This is a genomic window from Algibacter lectus (genome assembly GCF_004368925.1).
Classification (GTDB): domain Bacteria; phylum Bacteroidota; class Bacteroidia; order Flavobacteriales; family Flavobacteriaceae; genus Algibacter; species Algibacter lectus.
On record NZ_SORL01000008.1, the window covers coordinates 773,798 to 788,462 of the forward strand.

The 14,665-nt window shown below is 31.9% G+C and carries 17 protein-coding genes; 14 read left to right on the top strand and 3 right to left on the bottom strand.

Annotated features, from left to right (window positions below; all coding sequences use genetic code 11):
• The first annotated feature begins 114 nt into the window (after window positions 1-114).
• Both DFQ06_RS11655 and DFQ06_RS11660 read left to right on the top strand, forming a co-directional pair.
• Window positions 115-1,143, top strand: coding sequence for a S66 peptidase family protein (locus tag DFQ06_RS11655; protein WP_235833526.1), 1,029 nt, complete (start codon window positions 115-117; stop codon window positions 1,141-1,143).
• 178 nt (window positions 1,144-1,321) lie between these two features.
• The gene (locus tag DFQ06_RS11660) at window positions 1,322-1,555 is read left to right on the top strand and encodes a hypothetical protein (protein WP_042499561.1); all 234 of its coding nucleotides are present in this window, start codon (window positions 1,322-1,324) and stop codon (window positions 1,553-1,555) included.
• A gap of 62 nt (window positions 1,556-1,617) precedes the next feature.
• Here the strand turns inward: DFQ06_RS11660 and DFQ06_RS11665 are convergent, their stop codons facing one another.
• Complete coding sequence (locus DFQ06_RS11665) at window positions 1,618-2,061, bottom strand: DUF1569 domain-containing protein (protein WP_317129998.1); 444 nt, start codon at window positions 2,059-2,061, stop codon at window positions 1,618-1,620.
• A gap of 123 nt (window positions 2,062-2,184) precedes the next feature.
• Window positions 2,185-2,964 carry a TerB family tellurite resistance protein gene (locus DFQ06_RS11670; RefSeq protein ID WP_042499565.1) on the bottom strand — a complete coding sequence of 260 codons (780 nt, stop codon included), beginning with the start codon at window positions 2,962-2,964 and terminating at the stop codon, window positions 2,185-2,187.
• 404 nt (window positions 2,965-3,368) lie between these two features.
• On the opposite strand from DFQ06_RS11670, the gene DFQ06_RS11675 reads away from it, so the two are divergent.
• The 9 genes from DFQ06_RS11675 (at window position 3,369) to DFQ06_RS11715 (ending at window position 10,619) form a co-directional block, all read left to right on the top strand.
• The gene (locus tag DFQ06_RS11675) at window positions 3,369-3,779 is read left to right on the top strand and encodes a BrxA/BrxB family bacilliredoxin (protein WP_042503973.1); all 411 of its coding nucleotides are present in this window, start codon (window positions 3,369-3,371) and stop codon (window positions 3,777-3,779) included.
• A gap of 114 nt (window positions 3,780-3,893) precedes the next feature.
• Window positions 3,894-4,289 (top strand): hypothetical protein, encoded by a 396-nt coding sequence (locus tag DFQ06_RS11680; protein ID WP_133967850.1) that lies wholly within the window; start codon window positions 3,894-3,896, stop codon window positions 4,287-4,289.
• A 27-nt stretch (window positions 4,290-4,316) separates the two neighbouring features.
• Window positions 4,317-5,054 carry a lysophospholipid acyltransferase family protein gene (locus tag DFQ06_RS11685; protein ID WP_042503971.1) on the top strand — a complete coding sequence of 246 codons (738 nt, stop codon included), beginning with the start codon at window positions 4,317-4,319 and terminating at the stop codon, window positions 5,052-5,054.
• Between the two features lie 12 nt (window positions 5,055-5,066).
• A complete protein-coding gene (locus DFQ06_RS11690) occupies window positions 5,067-6,065 on the top strand; it encodes an acyl-ACP desaturase (protein WP_042499571.1) in 999 nt (332 codons plus the stop codon).
• Window positions 6,066-6,160: 95 nt separating this feature from the next.
• Window positions 6,161-7,081, top strand: a complete 921-nt coding sequence (locus DFQ06_RS11695; protein ID WP_133967852.1) for an AraC family transcriptional regulator — start codon at window positions 6,161-6,163, stop codon at window positions 7,079-7,081.
• Between the two features lie 31 nt (window positions 7,082-7,112).
• Window positions 7,113-7,814, top strand: a complete 702-nt coding sequence (locus DFQ06_RS11700; protein WP_133967854.1) for a hypothetical protein — start codon at window positions 7,113-7,115, stop codon at window positions 7,812-7,814.
• Window positions 7,801-8,556, top strand: a complete 756-nt coding sequence (locus DFQ06_RS11705) for a hypothetical protein (protein WP_133967856.1) — start codon at window positions 7,801-7,803, stop codon at window positions 8,554-8,556. The genes DFQ06_RS11700 and DFQ06_RS11705 overlap by 14 nt, the downstream gene beginning before the upstream one ends.
• A 16-nt stretch (window positions 8,557-8,572) precedes the next feature.
• Window positions 8,573-9,229 carry an HD domain-containing protein gene (locus DFQ06_RS11710; RefSeq protein WP_042503969.1) on the top strand — a complete coding sequence of 219 codons (657 nt, stop codon included), beginning with the start codon at window positions 8,573-8,575 and terminating at the stop codon, window positions 9,227-9,229.
• Between the two features lie 76 nt (window positions 9,230-9,305).
• Window positions 9,306-10,619, top strand: coding sequence for an SGNH/GDSL hydrolase family protein (locus DFQ06_RS11715; protein WP_159140060.1), 1,314 nt, complete (start codon window positions 9,306-9,308; stop codon window positions 10,617-10,619).
• 118 nt (window positions 10,620-10,737) lie between these two features.
• On the opposite strand, the gene DFQ06_RS11720 is transcribed toward DFQ06_RS11715, so the two are convergent.
• Complete coding sequence (locus tag DFQ06_RS11720) at window positions 10,738-11,610, bottom strand: AraC family transcriptional regulator (protein ID WP_042497782.1); 873 nt, start codon at window positions 11,608-11,610, stop codon at window positions 10,738-10,740.
• A gap of 202 nt (window positions 11,611-11,812) precedes the next feature.
• Between DFQ06_RS11720 and DFQ06_RS11725 the strand changes: the two genes are divergently transcribed.
• From DFQ06_RS11725 to DFQ06_RS11735, 3 genes are all read left to right on the top strand, one after another.
• Entirely contained in the window at window positions 11,813-12,421 is a 609-nt protein-coding gene (locus DFQ06_RS11725; RefSeq protein ID WP_133967860.1) for a hypothetical protein, read from the top strand.
• 406 nt (window positions 12,422-12,827) lie between these two features.
• A complete protein-coding gene (locus DFQ06_RS11730; RefSeq protein ID WP_042497778.1) occupies window positions 12,828-13,421 on the top strand; it encodes a hypothetical protein in 594 nt (197 codons plus the stop codon).
• 395 nt (window positions 13,422-13,816) lie between these two features.
• Window positions 13,817-14,410, top strand: a complete 594-nt coding sequence (locus DFQ06_RS11735; RefSeq protein WP_133967862.1) for a hypothetical protein — start codon at window positions 13,817-13,819, stop codon at window positions 14,408-14,410.
• The last annotated feature ends 255 nt before the right edge of the window (window positions 14,411-14,665 follow it).

Below are 14,665 nucleotides of genomic sequence, written 5' to 3' on the forward strand. Positions count from 1 at the left end.
TTTAGCTGTACTACAATCAACTGTTTGTGTTGAAAAATACATCTATTTTACTCGTAAACATAAGTGTTTTTCAAGCCGTAAAAGTAATCAATTTAAGCCCTATTTAGAAAAAAAATGTACATTTACATTATGACACGAATTACATTTATTACAATTTTATTTTGTTCCTTTTTTTTCTTCGGAAAAACAACACTATTGGCACAAGAAACAACATTAAAAAACTCTACTAAATTGATACAACCTCCATATTTAAAAGCAGGCGATACGGTTGCTATTGTTGCACCATCTGGTGTTATAAAAAACGGCTTTAAAGAAATTGAAGCAGCTAAAGTGTTGCTTAAAAGTTGGGGCTTGCATACTATTGTTGGCGAACATGTATTTAGTCAAGCCGATCATTTTGCTGGTACCGATGATGAGCGTTGTGCCGATTTTCAAAGCGCTTTAGATAACCCAACCGTTAGTGCTATTTGGTGTGCTAGAGGTGGTTATGGTACGGTTAGAATTTTGGATAAGCTAGATTATACTAAGTTTAAGCAACATCCAAAATGGTTAATAGGCTATAGTGATATTACGGCGTTGCACAATCAATTTAACAATGAAGGCATAGAAAGTATACACGGTATTATGTGTGTTAGCTTGCCTAATGATTTGAGTACTATAGAGAAACCTATAGCGACTTTTAAGGCAGCTATTTTTGGGAAGCCATTAAGTTATACGCTCGAAAGTTCAGCTTATAACCGAGCAGGTTCTGTTTCGGCACCTTTAGTTGGTGGTAATTTAACTTTATTACATACCATGTTAGGTTCTAAAACAAGTATTGATACCAATGGGAAAATTCTTTTTATAGAAGAAGTAGGTGAGTACAAATACCATATAGATCGCATGTTACAAAGTTTAAAACGTGCAGGATATTTTGATAACTGTAAAGGTGTTATTATTGGCGGTATTAGCCGAGTTAGAAAAAACACCACACCTTGGGGAACTTCTATAGAGCAATTGTTTATAGATGCCCTTTCAGATTATAATTTTCCAATAGCTTTTAATGTGCCTGCAGGACATGAAAAAGATAATCGTGCTTTAATTTTAGGGCGAACAATTGATTTGAACGTTTCTAAGGAAAAATCTACTATAGTTTTTAAGTAAAATCACTCTAGTTTATCAAGGTTTTTTATTGCGAATAATAGTGCCCGTTTTTCGTTTTTAGTTACATGATTTAGTTTGACGTTAATAAAGTACAGTCAACTAATATTTTGTTGTAATTGTGTGATACATTGTAGTTTTGCAGACATAATTTTTATGTTTAACCAACAAATTTCTCTCAATGAAAAAATTACAATTATTAAGCGTAGCAGCAATGCTTTTATTTTCTGTTAATATTAATGCAGATACAGTAAAAACAAATTTAAACCTTTTTAATCCTGATGTGCGTAAGTGCTTAATTGAAGCATCTGAAAGTGAAGGATGGAAACTAGAAGCTGTTTATACAGATGAACAAGATAAATTAGTTATGGTTTTTGGAAAAGGAACTGAAACTAAAACTTATATCGATAAATAATACTTATTGATATTATTAAAATTAAAAAGCCAACTATTTAATAGTTGGCTTTTTTTATGGGTTTAAACTCCAAATTGATTTAAGTGATGGTCTAAGTGTTTGTAAAACATGGTATTCCATTCTTTATTATTTAGGTTGCCAAAGGAATGCGATGCTTTATTTTCGAAATGATTTGCGCCTAACTGTTGCGTTCTGTTAATAAAATCAACGAGTCTGCTTTTTTCTAAATCAAAGTTTTTGGTATCGGTAATTACAAATTCTGGAGCGGTACGACTATTCTTTTTATAAGGTTTGTCTCCTACAACTATTGGTTTTACAATGGTTTTTAGCATCCAACGTTTAAAAGCGTTTGGTTTTGGGTGCTTATTGTCATAAACCATTTCGTAAGTTACGTTGCAATGCGCTAGCATTTGGTCTACGCTCATTTTGCCCCAAAGCGGTTGGGCTTGATTGTCTAAGTTTTTAATTCTTTCAACAATAGCTTGTGTGTCTTTGGAATTGAACATGTTTTTCATAAGAAAGAAGGATTAATGTAGTGTTGTGCACTAAATTTATTACTTAAAGTTCTTATTACCAATTATTTTTGAGGTGAAAAATGCTTTTTTTAAAGTAGCGCTTAATCTGTCTAATTAAAATCTACGTTCCTTTTGTATTTGCTCGTAAGCAGCTTGTACTTGTCTGAATTTTTCTTCGGCACCTTGTTGGTGTTCTTTTCCTAGATGAATAACTTTATCTGGATGATATTTTTTAGCCATAGTACGGTAGGCTTTTTTAATTTCGTCTACACTAGCACTTTTAGTGATTTCCAAAACCTTATAAGCGTTGTCACTACTATCGTAAAACATGGCTTTTATACTTTCGTAATCTCGAGAGCTTATGCCTAAATAGCCAGCTATGGTATAAATTTGTTTTACCTCGTCTTCAGTTACAACACCATCGGCTTTGGCTATACCAAAAAGAAAGTGCATAAGTTGTAAACGGGATGGGTGATCCATCATTTGTTTAATTTGCAAACAAACTTGGCGTGTAGAAATATTGTTTTGTTTGTTTATGTTTTTAAAAAGGGCAAAAGCAGTATTTGCACGCTCTTTACCGTACATATTTACAAATTGTTGACGTACGTAATCTAGTTCGCGTTGGTCTTGTTTGCCATCGGCTTTTATAACAATAGAAGCTAGAATAAGTAAGCTTACCTCAAAATCTCCCGATTGTGTTTGTGGGCGTTGTTGTGTGCGTGTGCTATATGTGGTTCTTTGGCCTTGTTGAGGTTGTCCTTGGTTTAAAAAAGGACTTCCTTTTCCGTCGGACATGGCGTCTATAACGCTACCTAATGCTAAGCCTATTATGGCACCTATTGGTCCGCCAAACGACCAACCTAAAGAGGCGCCTATCCATTTTGTAAAACTCATGTACTGTTTGTTTTTTATGGTTCAAATATACTATTGTTAGTTGAATTTTTATGGGTTTTGTTACAACATTGGCGAATTTGTGATGCTTTTAACTTATGATTTATTTTGGCGGATATGTGCGTTAAGGATAGTAGCGGCATCCTTTTTTGTGATTTGCCTATGGTTTAATTTTAGCTCGAACTTTACTTGTGCGCTTAGGTTTAGTATGAAGGATGAAACTTGGTTTGAACAAAAAAGATATAGCGGATAGCCTGACCCGTAGGGAAACGCCCAAAGAATTACACGTAAATTTGTCAGGTTTTGGTGGTTATGAACGACTTAAACATGACAGTTGTCTTAAATCGCATGATTTTTGACTAACTTTGTAACAGAGATTAATTATAAAACATAAAAATTTAAAAGATATGTATCCAGCAGAATTAGTAAAACCTATGCGTGAGGATTTAACCAACGTTGGTTTTGAAGAATTACACACTGCCGAGGCGGTTGAGGCGGCTATTGCAAAACCGGGAACTACACTTGTAGTTGTAAATTCGGTTTGTGGTTGTGCAGCAGCTAATGCGCGTCCAGGTGCGAGAATGAGTTTGCAAAACGCAAAACGTCCAGACCATATTACTACGGTTTTTGCAGGTGTTGATAAGGAGGCTGTTGATGCGGCTCGTGGATTTATGGTTCCGTTTCCTCCAAGTTCACCTTGTATGGCTTTGTTTAAAGATGGCGAATTAGTACACATGTTAGAGCGTCACCACATTGAAGGTCGTCCAGCAGAATTAATTGCTGAAAACCTTGTTGATGCTTACAATGCAAATTGCTAGTCGAGTTTATAAAAACTTGATTTAATTTATATAAAAACCACGATTTATCGTGGTTTTTTGCATTTTTACGCAACCATTTCTTGTGTTCTGCATCTATAAAATAAAAACTGTTTTATGCGGAAATCTATTTTATTGCCAAGCTTATTTTTGTTTAGTATGCTGTTTATGGCTTTTCAGTGTGAGGAAGATGATTATGGCGATATAGAGAGTGATCGATTAGAACTCGCTCAGTTAAAGATTGAAATTGATGAAATTATTTATGCATCTGTTTGTGATGGTACTCACAGTTGCGAGTTTATGGCTTATGGTAGTAAAGCCTGTGGCGGACCGCAAGGGTACTTGGTTTATTCTACTTCTATTAACGTAGAAAACTTAAAGACTTTGGTAGAAAACTATAATCGGGTTGAAGCTGAATTTAATACAAAATGGAATATTTTATCAGATTGTTCTGTGCCAAATCCACCAAGCGACATAATTTGCGAAAATAACAAGTGCGTGCCTGTTTTTTAAGACTAAGTTTTTACTTATTTTTGAGGCATGGTAAAACTGATATCTTATCCGCTAACTATTATATATGCCTTTGCGTTTTTATTAACCATTGTTATATTTCACCCTATTCAAGCATTTTGCTATAGGGTTTTTGGGTATCAAGCGCTTAAAAAAAGTGTGGATGCCTTGCAGTTTTTTTTAATGCGCTGCTTAAATATTTTGGGTACACGTTTTACTTTTGATAACCCACACGATATTCCTACCGATCAACCCATAATTATTGTTTCTAATCACCAAAGTATGTACGATATATCACCACTTATGTGGTATATGCGTAAGCATCATCCTAAATTTATTAGTAAAATTGAATTAGGAAAAGGCATACCAAGTGTATCTTACAACTTGCGACACGGTGGCTCTTGTTTAATAGATCGTAAAAATCCAAGACAATCTTTACCTGCTATTATGAAGTTTGGTGAGTATATAGAAGAAACTAAACGTGCCGCGGTAATTTTTCCGGAAGGCACGCGTAGTGTAGATGGTAAACCAAAGCCTTTTCAAACAAAAGGATTGGAAATTTTACTTAAAAAAATACCCTCTGCATTAGTTGTCCCTATTACCATAAATAACTCTTGGAAAACATTGCGTTATGGCAAATTCCCAATGGGTTTGGGCACTCACATAAAATTTACCGTGCATAAGCCTATAAAAGTTAGTACCTTTGCTAATAGACAAGATTTGATAAATAGTGTGGAAACCACTATTGTAGAACATATAAAAAATTAAAAACACATTCCGATGGCGTTAAAAAACAAACGAATTGAAGTAATGAACTTTTTGGAGAAGGATATTGATGCCTTGGTTCAGAAATATTTAATTCCGATTGAAAAAATATGGCAACCTACCGACTTTTTACCAAATACAGAAGGTAATGATGAAGAATTTTTTGAAGAGGTAAAAGAAATTAGAGAGTTAGCCAAAGAGTTGCCTTACGATTTCTGGGTGGTTTTAGTTGGTGATATGATTACTGAAGAAGCACTGCCAACTTACGAGTCTTGGTTAATGGATGTAGAAGGCGTAGACCAAGTTAATGGTAAAAATGGTTGGTCTAAATGGGTAAGCCAATGGACAGGTGAAGAAAACCGCCATGGTGATGTGCTTAACAAATATCTTTATCTTTCTGGTCGTGTAAATATGCGCGAAATAGAAGTAACTACGCAGCATTTAATTGCTGATGGGTTTGATATTGGAACCGATAGAGATCCTTATAAAAACTTTGTTTATACAAGTTTCCAAGAGTTAGCAACTTACGTATCTCACAACCGTGTGGCTAAAATTGCAAAAGATTTTGGTAACAAGCGTTTAGCTAAAATGTGTAAGATTATTGCTGGTGATGAAATGAGACACCACCATGCGTACTCGGAGTTTGTAGAGCGTATTTTTGAAGTGGATCCAAACCAAATGATGATGGCTTTCCATTACATGATGAAACAAAAAATTACCATGCCTGCTCACTTTTTACGTGAAACTGGCGGTAAAATTGGTTCGGCATTCGAAGAGTTTTCTAATACAGCACAACGTATTGGGGTTTATACTTCTATGGATTATATTGATATTTTAGAGAAATTAACCAAGCGTTGGGAGATTGATAAAATAACCAACCTGAATGATGAAGCTGAAAAAGCTAGAGATTACCTCATGAAACTTCCGTCTAGAATGACGCGTGTTGCCGAGCGTATGAAAGTTCCAGAAAACTCTTTTGAGTTTAAATGGGTACAACCGGCTATTATTAAATAGTTTATTTAGGTTAAATATTTAGACCGAATAAAAACTAATAAAATTCTATGAACCTCTAAAAAATGAATTCCGTTTTTTAGGGGTTTTTTATATCTATGACATTATTTAACCAGGATAAAGATTATATAAAGCGTGTAAACTTAGCGCTATCTTTTATTGATGCACATTTAGACTCCAATGTGTTATCCTTAGAAAGCGTTTCGGAAATAGCTTTGTTTTCTCCCTTTCATTTTCATCGTATTTTTAAAAGTATTGTTGGCGAAACTTTAAATAGTTATATTGGTAGAAAACGTCTAGAGCGTGCTGCTGCTATGTTAATTCATAAAAAAGAATTTACCATTACAGAAATTGCTTTACATGTTGGTTTTAGTACAAACTCTGCTTTTACGCGAGCTTTTAAGAAATTTTACAACCTTAGTCCTTCTGAATTTAAAAATCAACATCCGTATAAATTTAGCAAGATTGGTATAGTTGAAAGCAAGATTGGACAAGAGAATTTTATGCTCGAAAGCTATTTTTGCAATATTAATAATCATTTAAATTGGATTGAAATGAATGCAAACATTGAAGTAAAACAAATACCCGAATTACATTTTGCAAGCCTAACGCATATTGGCGTTGAAAATATTGATAAAGCTTTTGAAAGGATTATAAAATGGGCTATTTCTAAGGGGTTAATGCAAAATTCTGAAACGAGATTAGCTAGAGTTTTTCATGATAGTTTTAAAATTACAGATGCTAATAAAGTACGTATGAGTATTTCGGTGTTAACAAAAGAACCCGTTTTAGTTGAAGGTGATATTCATAATTTATCTACCAAAGCAGGGAAGTATATTGTTGGCCGATTTGAAATCACTCCTCAAGATTTTGAAAAATCGTGGAGCGGTCTCTTTATTTGGATGCACGATAATGGCTATGCAAAAGCAGATAGTAATCCTTTTGAAATATATCAAAACGATATGCGAGAACATCCAGAAGGTAAAGCTATTGTAGATTTTTATATTCCGGTAATTTAAAAGTGATTTAAGTTAAAGCAGATATTTAAGAATGAGTGATAATTTAATTATTGGAATAGTTTTAATTTTATATTTTTCACCTGTATTTTATCAATTGTTTTTTCTTTTAAAAGAGCGTAATGTTGAAAATAAAAGGCTGTTAAAAAGAATTATTAAATTTATAAAGTATAGTGTTTCGATTTTGTTTTTTATTTCTGTTGTTTTTGCTACTTTAAGTCATACAAATTTTTTGGATTATGAAAAACCTCTAACTTATGATAAGTATAATCAAATTACTTTTCAGAATTTTAGAGGCTTTGAGTTTTTTAAAAAGTCTCTTTATGGGAGTACTAGGTTTGCTTATGTTGTAACTTCTATAGAAAGTAATATTGATAGAAATGCTGTTACTATTCAGTCTTTGTTCCATCCTTCACGTTCTTTTGTTTATAAGAAGAACGCATATAGTGAAGAGCTTTTGACTCATGAAAAGTACCATATTAAAATAACAGAATTATTTGTTCGTAAGGCTAAGAAGAAAATTTCTCATTTAAACACTTTTAATAAAGACGAAATTGAAGAGATTCTAGACAATGTTAGAACTGAAGAGTGGACTTTTCAGAAAAAATATGATTATGATACATTTCATAGTTATGTTTTAAGTGAACAAAAAAGATATGAGAAAGAAGTCGATAGTTTATTAACTTCGCTAGCCAAATATCGAAAACCAAAAATTATAATTAATGATAAGAATTAAGTATTTCATTTTAGCATTTATTTGTTTATTGCTAACAGGATGTAAAACAGAAGCAGCACATGAGTTTCCTTTAGAAAAAAGATATTGGGACACGAGTGATTATGATAAAGCTATTCTCGAGTTAAGGTTTGGTTACAAGGATGATGAAAAGAAACCTACATTTGATAACCCTGAACAAATGTTGATTGTAGAAAAATTAACAGATGAGGGAAATTTTAAGATTGTTCTTAAAGATGAGGAATTAGGTATGAAACATAGAAATAGAGTTGCAACTAATTTTTTCAATCATTGGAAAGACATGAATCAAATTTATCAAGCAACCGATCGAAAGGATAAATATGTTTATGATATAGAAATGTTGGCTGTTTGGCAGTTTGGTTTAGGTTTGCAACTTGATTATTTTAAGTTAGGTAATGAGGAAATTATTGAAAGTGCAGATGATCCTAATTCTATAAGGGTTAAAAATAGTGTGAATCTAAATAAAAAAACTTTAATAAGTAATTATACAATTTATTTAGATGAGGTTAATAATGAAGATGCATTTACGGAAGCAGGTAAATCTAAATTTGCAAAAGGTATCGATGTTTATTTCTCACAATTAATACAACTTTACCCAGATGCTAATTATTCAGGAGTGAAAAATAAAGCGGAATTAATGCTTAAAAAAAGTGATCACGAAAAAATCAAATTGTCTTTGGTTAAGTTAATTGAGTTGATTGATTCTAAGAAAAAAGATGTCTAATTTATTTTAAGGTACCATGACAAATCAAGAAAACATCATAAATAAAACAATTGTTTTTGTAAAAGAAAAACTTGAAGGAGCCGAGGGAGGTCACGATTGGTTTCATATAGAACGAGTTTATAAAAATGCGCTTTTAATTTCGAAAACAGAAAAAGTAAATGGGTTTGTTGTTGCTCTTGGTGCTTTGCTTCATGACATTGCAGATAGTAAATTTCATAATGGAGATGAAACTGTGGGGCCAAAAGTAGCTCGTGATTTTCTATCGAGGTTAAATGTTGATAACGAAACAATTCAGCATGTGGTTAATATTATCGAAAACATATCGTTTAAAGGCGGAAATATAGAGCAGAAGTTTACTTCTCCAGAATTAAATGTGGTGCAAGATGCCGATCGTTTAGATGCTATTGGAGCTATTGGTATTGCACGTTGCTTTAATTATGGTGGTTTTAAAAATAGAGCACTTTACGATCCGGAAATAAAACCAGATCTAAATATGAGTAAGGAAGCATATAAAAAATCGACTGCTCCAACAATAAATCATTTCTACGAAAAGTTATTGCTTTTAAAAGATAGAATGAATACAGAAACAGGAAAATTGGTTGCTGGAGAAAGACATGAGTTTATGCTTCAGTTTTTAAATCAGTTTGATAAAGAATGGGAAGGTGTTTTGTAAGTTAACTTGCTAATATTGCTTTTTATACTTTAATCTGTATGACTTTTAATGTTTGTAGGGTGTAATGTGTTCTCTTATGAAAAGTTATTTATATTTTATAATACTTGTCTTGTGTTTTAATCCAAAGGCATACTCTCAAACTGAATCTGTACTAAAGGATTTCGTAAATCCTTCTACGTTTTCGGATTTAACTCTAACTTCTCCTAACGGTGGTGAGTTTTGGCAAGTAGGAAAAATACCGAGTATTTCTTGGGAAAGCAATAATTTGAGTAACGATGTTACTTTAGAATATTCAATTGATGATGGGAGTACATGGACTAATATAGCAACTGTGTCAAATGTAACTAGTAGTTACGCCTGGAGCGTACCTAACGATGTGTCTAAAGCTGGTTTAGTGCGTGTTACATCGGGAACTTTAACAGATGCTAGTGATAGTGTCTTCGAAATTTCAGATGATGATTCAACCTGTAATATTGTTGTTATCGGATCTTCTACTGCGGAAGGGTTAGGAGCGTCTACAATAGAAAACTCGTGGGTGTATAAATATAATGAGGCTTTGTTTCAAAAGAATACAATGCTAAATGTTGTTAATTTGGGTTTAGGAGGGCTTACAACTTACGATTTGTTACCAACTGAATCTTCCACTGTGCTACCTCCTGGAGTAACTATTAAAACAGATAGAAATATTACAAAAGCATTATCGTACAATCCTGTAGCAATCATTTTAAATTTACCGTCTAATGATACATCTAATGGATATTCAACGTCAACGCAACTAGCTAATTTTTCAGAGATCAATTCCGAAGCAACAAATAGTGCTGTTCCTATTTGGATAACAACAACGCAGCCCAGGTATTTTTCTGATCCTGCGGATGTTCAAACACAAAGAGATGTTCGAGATGCTATTTTGAGTACTTATACAGATAAGTCTCTTGATTTTTGGATAGATATAGCGGCAGTCGATGGCACTATTTTGCCAAATTTAGATAGTGGAGATGGTACACATGTTAACGATGCAGGACATAGTATTTTATTAAATAAAGTGATGGATAAAAATATTGATGATCTCACATGTTTAACTAGCACGCTTAATGATAATAGTATAGTTGGAGAAAATTTATCACTTAAATTGTATCCGAACCCTTTAATAGAAGGTGATTTAAATCTTAATTTTCGTGTGTTAAATGCTGGGGTATTAGAAGTAAACTTTTTTAATGCTTTGGGGCAGAAAGTAGCGGCTCAACAAGAGCGATATAATTTTAAAACGGGAAATAATAAGCTTAAAGTAAGTATGGATCACATAAAGCCGCAAGTGCTTTATTGTGTATTTGATTTTATGCTCGACGGAAAAGATACCATAACAAAGAAGTATACGCTCTTTGTAAGATAAAGTCTTTTCTAAAATAGAAGGTTTTTTAGCTTTAGAAATTTGCTAATGCTATATATGTTGAAGTTTTCATCGTTTTATATAGTAATAATTATTTGTATATAAAACGATGTATTTATTTCTACTGAATAATATGCTTAATTTCCTTTCGGTATTGTGAAGCACTTTTTCCGGTAATTTCATTAAACTGCTTATTAAAATGTGAGAAGTTATTAAATCCACACTCAAAACAAACATCAGCAATACTCATTTGGCTTTCGTTTAAAAGCTTCGTGGCGTGCACAACTCTATATTCGTTTACTAGCTGTGTAAATGTTTTTCCTGTAGTTTTTTTAAAATAACGACAAAAAGCAGGAACCGTCATGCTTACTTCATTTGCAATATCATCTAAAGCGATATGCTCATTAAAATTGGCATTGATATACTTATATATAGTATTAATCTTATTACTGTCCTGCGGATTGGTTTCTAAGGCAATTCCGTCGGCATTTAATAAGGTATAATCATCTGTCTTAGATAAGTGGTTTAAAATTTCTAAAAACTTAATCATGCGCTTTAAACCGTCATGCTCTAAAAGTTTTTCAATTTTAAGCCCAATTTTCTTTTTAGTATCTATTTGAAAACGGATACCTTTCTTAGCGCGTTCGAATAAAGCAACAATATTTGCCATTTCTGGCACTGTTAAAAAATCGTCACCTAAAAAATTAGAAGCAAATTGCACTGTAGTTTCTGTTCCGTTGGCTGTTAGCCTATCGGTAAACCCATTGTGTGGTAAATTAGCACCAATTAATATAAGTTGACTATTATTAAAGTAAGATAGGTGATTACCAATATGTGTTTTTCCTTGTCCCTTGTTTACATACACAAGTTCTAATTCAGGGTGAAAGTGCCAAAAAGCGTTGTTTTTATCAGCTTTTTCACCGTGTTGCCTAACTAATATAGAGCTCCCGAAACTTGGGCTAATTTTTTCTAAGGTAGGTTTTTTAATAATCATAGGGGAATATTTGCTGCAAAATTACGACATATTATGCATACATTGTATATTTAATTACCTTTAATATGTGTTAAATTAACTTAACCCACTGTTAACACAGTATTAACAGATAATTTAGCACACAAATAGGTCAAAATTGATGTTTTCTTAAGCGTATTACCCATGTATCTTTGTACCGTTAGTTAGAATGAACGCCCAAATCATGAAAAACGCTATTACCATATCGAAAAAAATTATCTTATCAGCTGTGTTTTGCACAACGCTTTTAAGTAATGCTAGTGCAAGTAATGCTAGTGCAAGTAATAATATGCTTGTAGATAAGGATTTAGTTAAAACGGCGCTAACTATTAATAATGTAAAAGCTGGAAATTTATTATCTATTAAAGATGTAAACGGCATAACATTATATAAAGAGTTCATTGAAGAGTCTGGAGTTTACAGAAAAGGATTTGACTTAACGGCTTTATCAAACGGAAATTATATTTTTGAAGTTGATAAAGATCTTGAAGTAGAAATGATTCCTTTTACAGTTAGTAATAATAAGGTTGTTTTTAATAGAGACGCTGAGGTTACTATTTATAAACCATTTGTTAGACAAGAAAATGATGCTATTTATATCTCTCAGTTTTTGCCAGATTTTTCAAAAGCAAAAATTGAAATATATGCGAATTATAACGGGGAGTTAGAATTGCTACATGCAGATAAAATAGAAAACTCTCAGTTAATTCAAAAAGCATACAGACTTGAAAAAGGAAGTTACAAAATAATAATAAACTCTAATAATAGAGAGTATACAAAATTCATTAATTAGTTTAATGTCTTATTTAGTTTAGTTTAGTTGGTAAAGTGGGCTGTGGTGGCCCACTTTTTTTTGCTTTAAATTTAAACTACTAGATCTCAAGTTGTCTTCTTATTAAAACCAGAGAATCTATATTTTGCAAAAATTATCTTCAATATATTTTTTAAGACCTAAATGGTCTTTTTTTATTTTCAGCATATTTTGAATTTAAATAGTTTCTCTTAATAAGTGATTAATTTCATAATACTTGTATATACTGTTTTGTGCTTTTTTACCCTCAATGTATGCTATTTTAATTAACATTTTGTTGATGTAATAATAATGGTTAAAATAGCACAGAAAGTCATCAAAATCAATGCTTTGCGTTTGGTTGGTCTGTTGTATTTTTGACCTGTTGAACGTTACTAAAACCAATATTATGAAAAACGTAATTAAACATTCCAAAAAAATCCTATTAGCGGTTGCTATGTTAACTGTATTAGTAGGTAATGCAAAAGAAAAATCTTCAGCCTTAAAGAAAGGACTTATAAAAACTGCCTTAACACTTAACAATGTAAAGGAAGGTAATTTGTTATCAATCAAAGATCAGAACGGTATCACTTTATATAAGGAGTTAATTGTAGAATCTGGAACTTACAAAAAAGGATTCGATTTAACAGCTTTGCCAAATGGTGATTATTTCTTTGAAGTAGATAAAGATGTTGAAATTAAAACAATACCTTTTACTGTAAAAGCTAACACAGTGGTATTTAAAAAGAGTGAAGAAGTTACTGTTTTTAAACCATTTGTAAGAGAAAAAGATGGAGTTGTATTTATCTCTAAACTTTCTCCAAATTACGGAGCTTTAAAGGTGAATATTTATGCTAACTATAAAGGTGAGTATCAATTGCTTCAATCTGATAAGTACGAAAATTTACAAACTATTGAAAAAGCTTATAAACTTGAAAAAGGTAGCTACAAAATAGTTATGAGCTCGGATAATAACGAGTATATAAAATTCATTAATAATTAGTTTAATGTCTTATTTAGTTTAGTTTAGTTGACAAAGTGGGCCGTGGTAGCCCACTTTTTTTTGCTCTAAATTTAACTGGATTATAGTTAGGGTGTTCTAGGTTTTGTTTATTTCCTGTTTAGTTTTCTTTTTTATGAGGTGTGTTTTAGTTTTTAAAAATTCAGCCTCTTTTACTTCTCAATAATTATTTGTTTTAAGCATAATTAGGTTAAGGTTTTATAATTTTTAAAAGAGGCATATATGCGTGTTTAAGCTCGATATGTAGTATTTTAATTCATGTTAATTTAATACAGTTATATTGGTTAAAATAACATATAATGTAGTCAAAATCAATGCTTTGTGTTTGGTTGGTCTGTTGTATTTTTGACATGTTGAACGTTATTAAAACCAATATTATGAAAAACGTAATTAAACATTCCAAAAAAATCCTACTAGCAGTAGCTATGTTAACTGTATTAGTAGGTAATGCAAAAGAAAAATCTTCAGCCTTAAAGAAAGGACTTATAAAAACAGCTTTAACAATTTACAATGTTAAGGAAGGTAATTTGTTATCGATCAAAGATCAGGACGGTGTTACTTTATATAAGGAATTTATTGTAGAGTCTGGAACTTACAGAAAAGGCTTTGATTTAACAGCTTTGCCAGACGGTGATTATGTATTTCAGGTTGATAAAGAAATAGAAGTTAAAACTATTCCTTTTACAGTAAAGTCTAATAAAGTTGTCTTTAAAAAAGACGAAGAAGTTACTGTTTTTAAGCCTTTTGTTACAGAAAAAGATGGTTATGTGTTAATTTCTAAACTTGCTCCAGATTATGCAAGTTTAAAAGTGAGCATCTATGGTAACTACAATGGAACTTATGAGTTGCTTCAATCGGATAAGTTTGAAAACTTACAAACTATCGAAAAAGCTTATAAACTTGAAAAAGGAAGTTATAAAATTGTGATTAACTCAGATAATAATGAGTATACAAGTTACATTAACAATTAGTTAATGTCTTAATTTAGTTTAGTTGATAAAGTGGGCCGTGGTAGCCCACTTTTTTTTGCTTAAAACTTAACGAGTTAATTATAAAAGCTCGCCGGCTTTATATAGTCGGTTTTTTTTGCCTAATAGTTTTATTAAATATCTGCCAATTATATTGTGGTTCACTTTGGTACATGGTTTTATTAAAACACAATGGCTCCATAGTGTAAACCATTTAATTTACATGTATTTGCAATACTCCAATATTAGGTGTTTATA

Bases quoted from the DNA above. Each gene is read 5' to 3' on its own strand.
- DFQ06_RS11730 (WP_042497778.1), top strand. From the start codon at position 12,828: ATGAAAAACGTAATTAAACATTCCAAAAAAATCCTATTAGCGGTTGCT.
- DFQ06_RS11700 (WP_133967854.1), top strand. From the start codon at position 7,113: ATGAGTGATAATTTAATTATTGGAATAGTTTTAATTTTATATTTTTCA.
- DFQ06_RS11710 (WP_042503969.1), top strand. From the start codon at position 8,573: ATGACAAATCAAGAAAACATCATAAATAAAACAATTGTTTTTGTAAAA.
- DFQ06_RS11720 (WP_042497782.1), bottom strand. From the start codon at position 11,610: ATGATTATTAAAAAACCTACCTTAGAAAAAATTAGCCCAAGTTTCGGG.
- DFQ06_RS11675 (WP_042503973.1), top strand. From the start codon at position 3,369: ATGTATCCAGCAGAATTAGTAAAACCTATGCGTGAGGATTTAACCAAC.
- DFQ06_RS11660 (WP_042499561.1), top strand. From the start codon at position 1,322: ATGAAAAAATTACAATTATTAAGCGTAGCAGCAATGCTTTTATTTTCT.
- DFQ06_RS11685 (WP_042503971.1), top strand. From the start codon at position 4,317: ATGGTAAAACTGATATCTTATCCGCTAACTATTATATATGCCTTTGCG.
- DFQ06_RS11695 (WP_133967852.1), top strand. From the start codon at position 6,161: ATGACATTATTTAACCAGGATAAAGATTATATAAAGCGTGTAAACTTA.
- DFQ06_RS11665 (WP_317129998.1), bottom strand. From the start codon at position 2,061: ATGTTCAATTCCAAAGACACACAAGCTATTGTTGAAAGAATTAAAAAC.
- DFQ06_RS11670 (WP_042499565.1), bottom strand. From the start codon at position 2,964: ATGAGTTTTACAAAATGGATAGGCGCCTCTTTAGGTTGGTCGTTTGGC.
- DFQ06_RS11655 (WP_235833526.1), top strand. From the start codon at position 115: ATGTACATTTACATTATGACACGAATTACATTTATTACAATTTTATTT.
- DFQ06_RS11735 (WP_133967862.1), top strand. From the start codon at position 13,817: ATGAAAAACGTAATTAAACATTCCAAAAAAATCCTACTAGCAGTAGCT.
- DFQ06_RS11725 (WP_133967860.1), top strand. From the start codon at position 11,813: ATGAAAAACGCTATTACCATATCGAAAAAAATTATCTTATCAGCTGTG.
- DFQ06_RS11680 (WP_133967850.1), top strand. From the start codon at position 3,894: ATGCGGAAATCTATTTTATTGCCAAGCTTATTTTTGTTTAGTATGCTG.
- DFQ06_RS11705 (WP_133967856.1), top strand. From the start codon at position 7,801: ATGATAAGAATTAAGTATTTCATTTTAGCATTTATTTGTTTATTGCTA.
- DFQ06_RS11715 (WP_159140060.1), top strand. From the start codon at position 9,306: ATGAAAAGTTATTTATATTTTATAATACTTGTCTTGTGTTTTAATCCA.
- DFQ06_RS11690 (WP_042499571.1), top strand. From the start codon at position 5,067: ATGGCGTTAAAAAACAAACGAATTGAAGTAATGAACTTTTTGGAGAAG.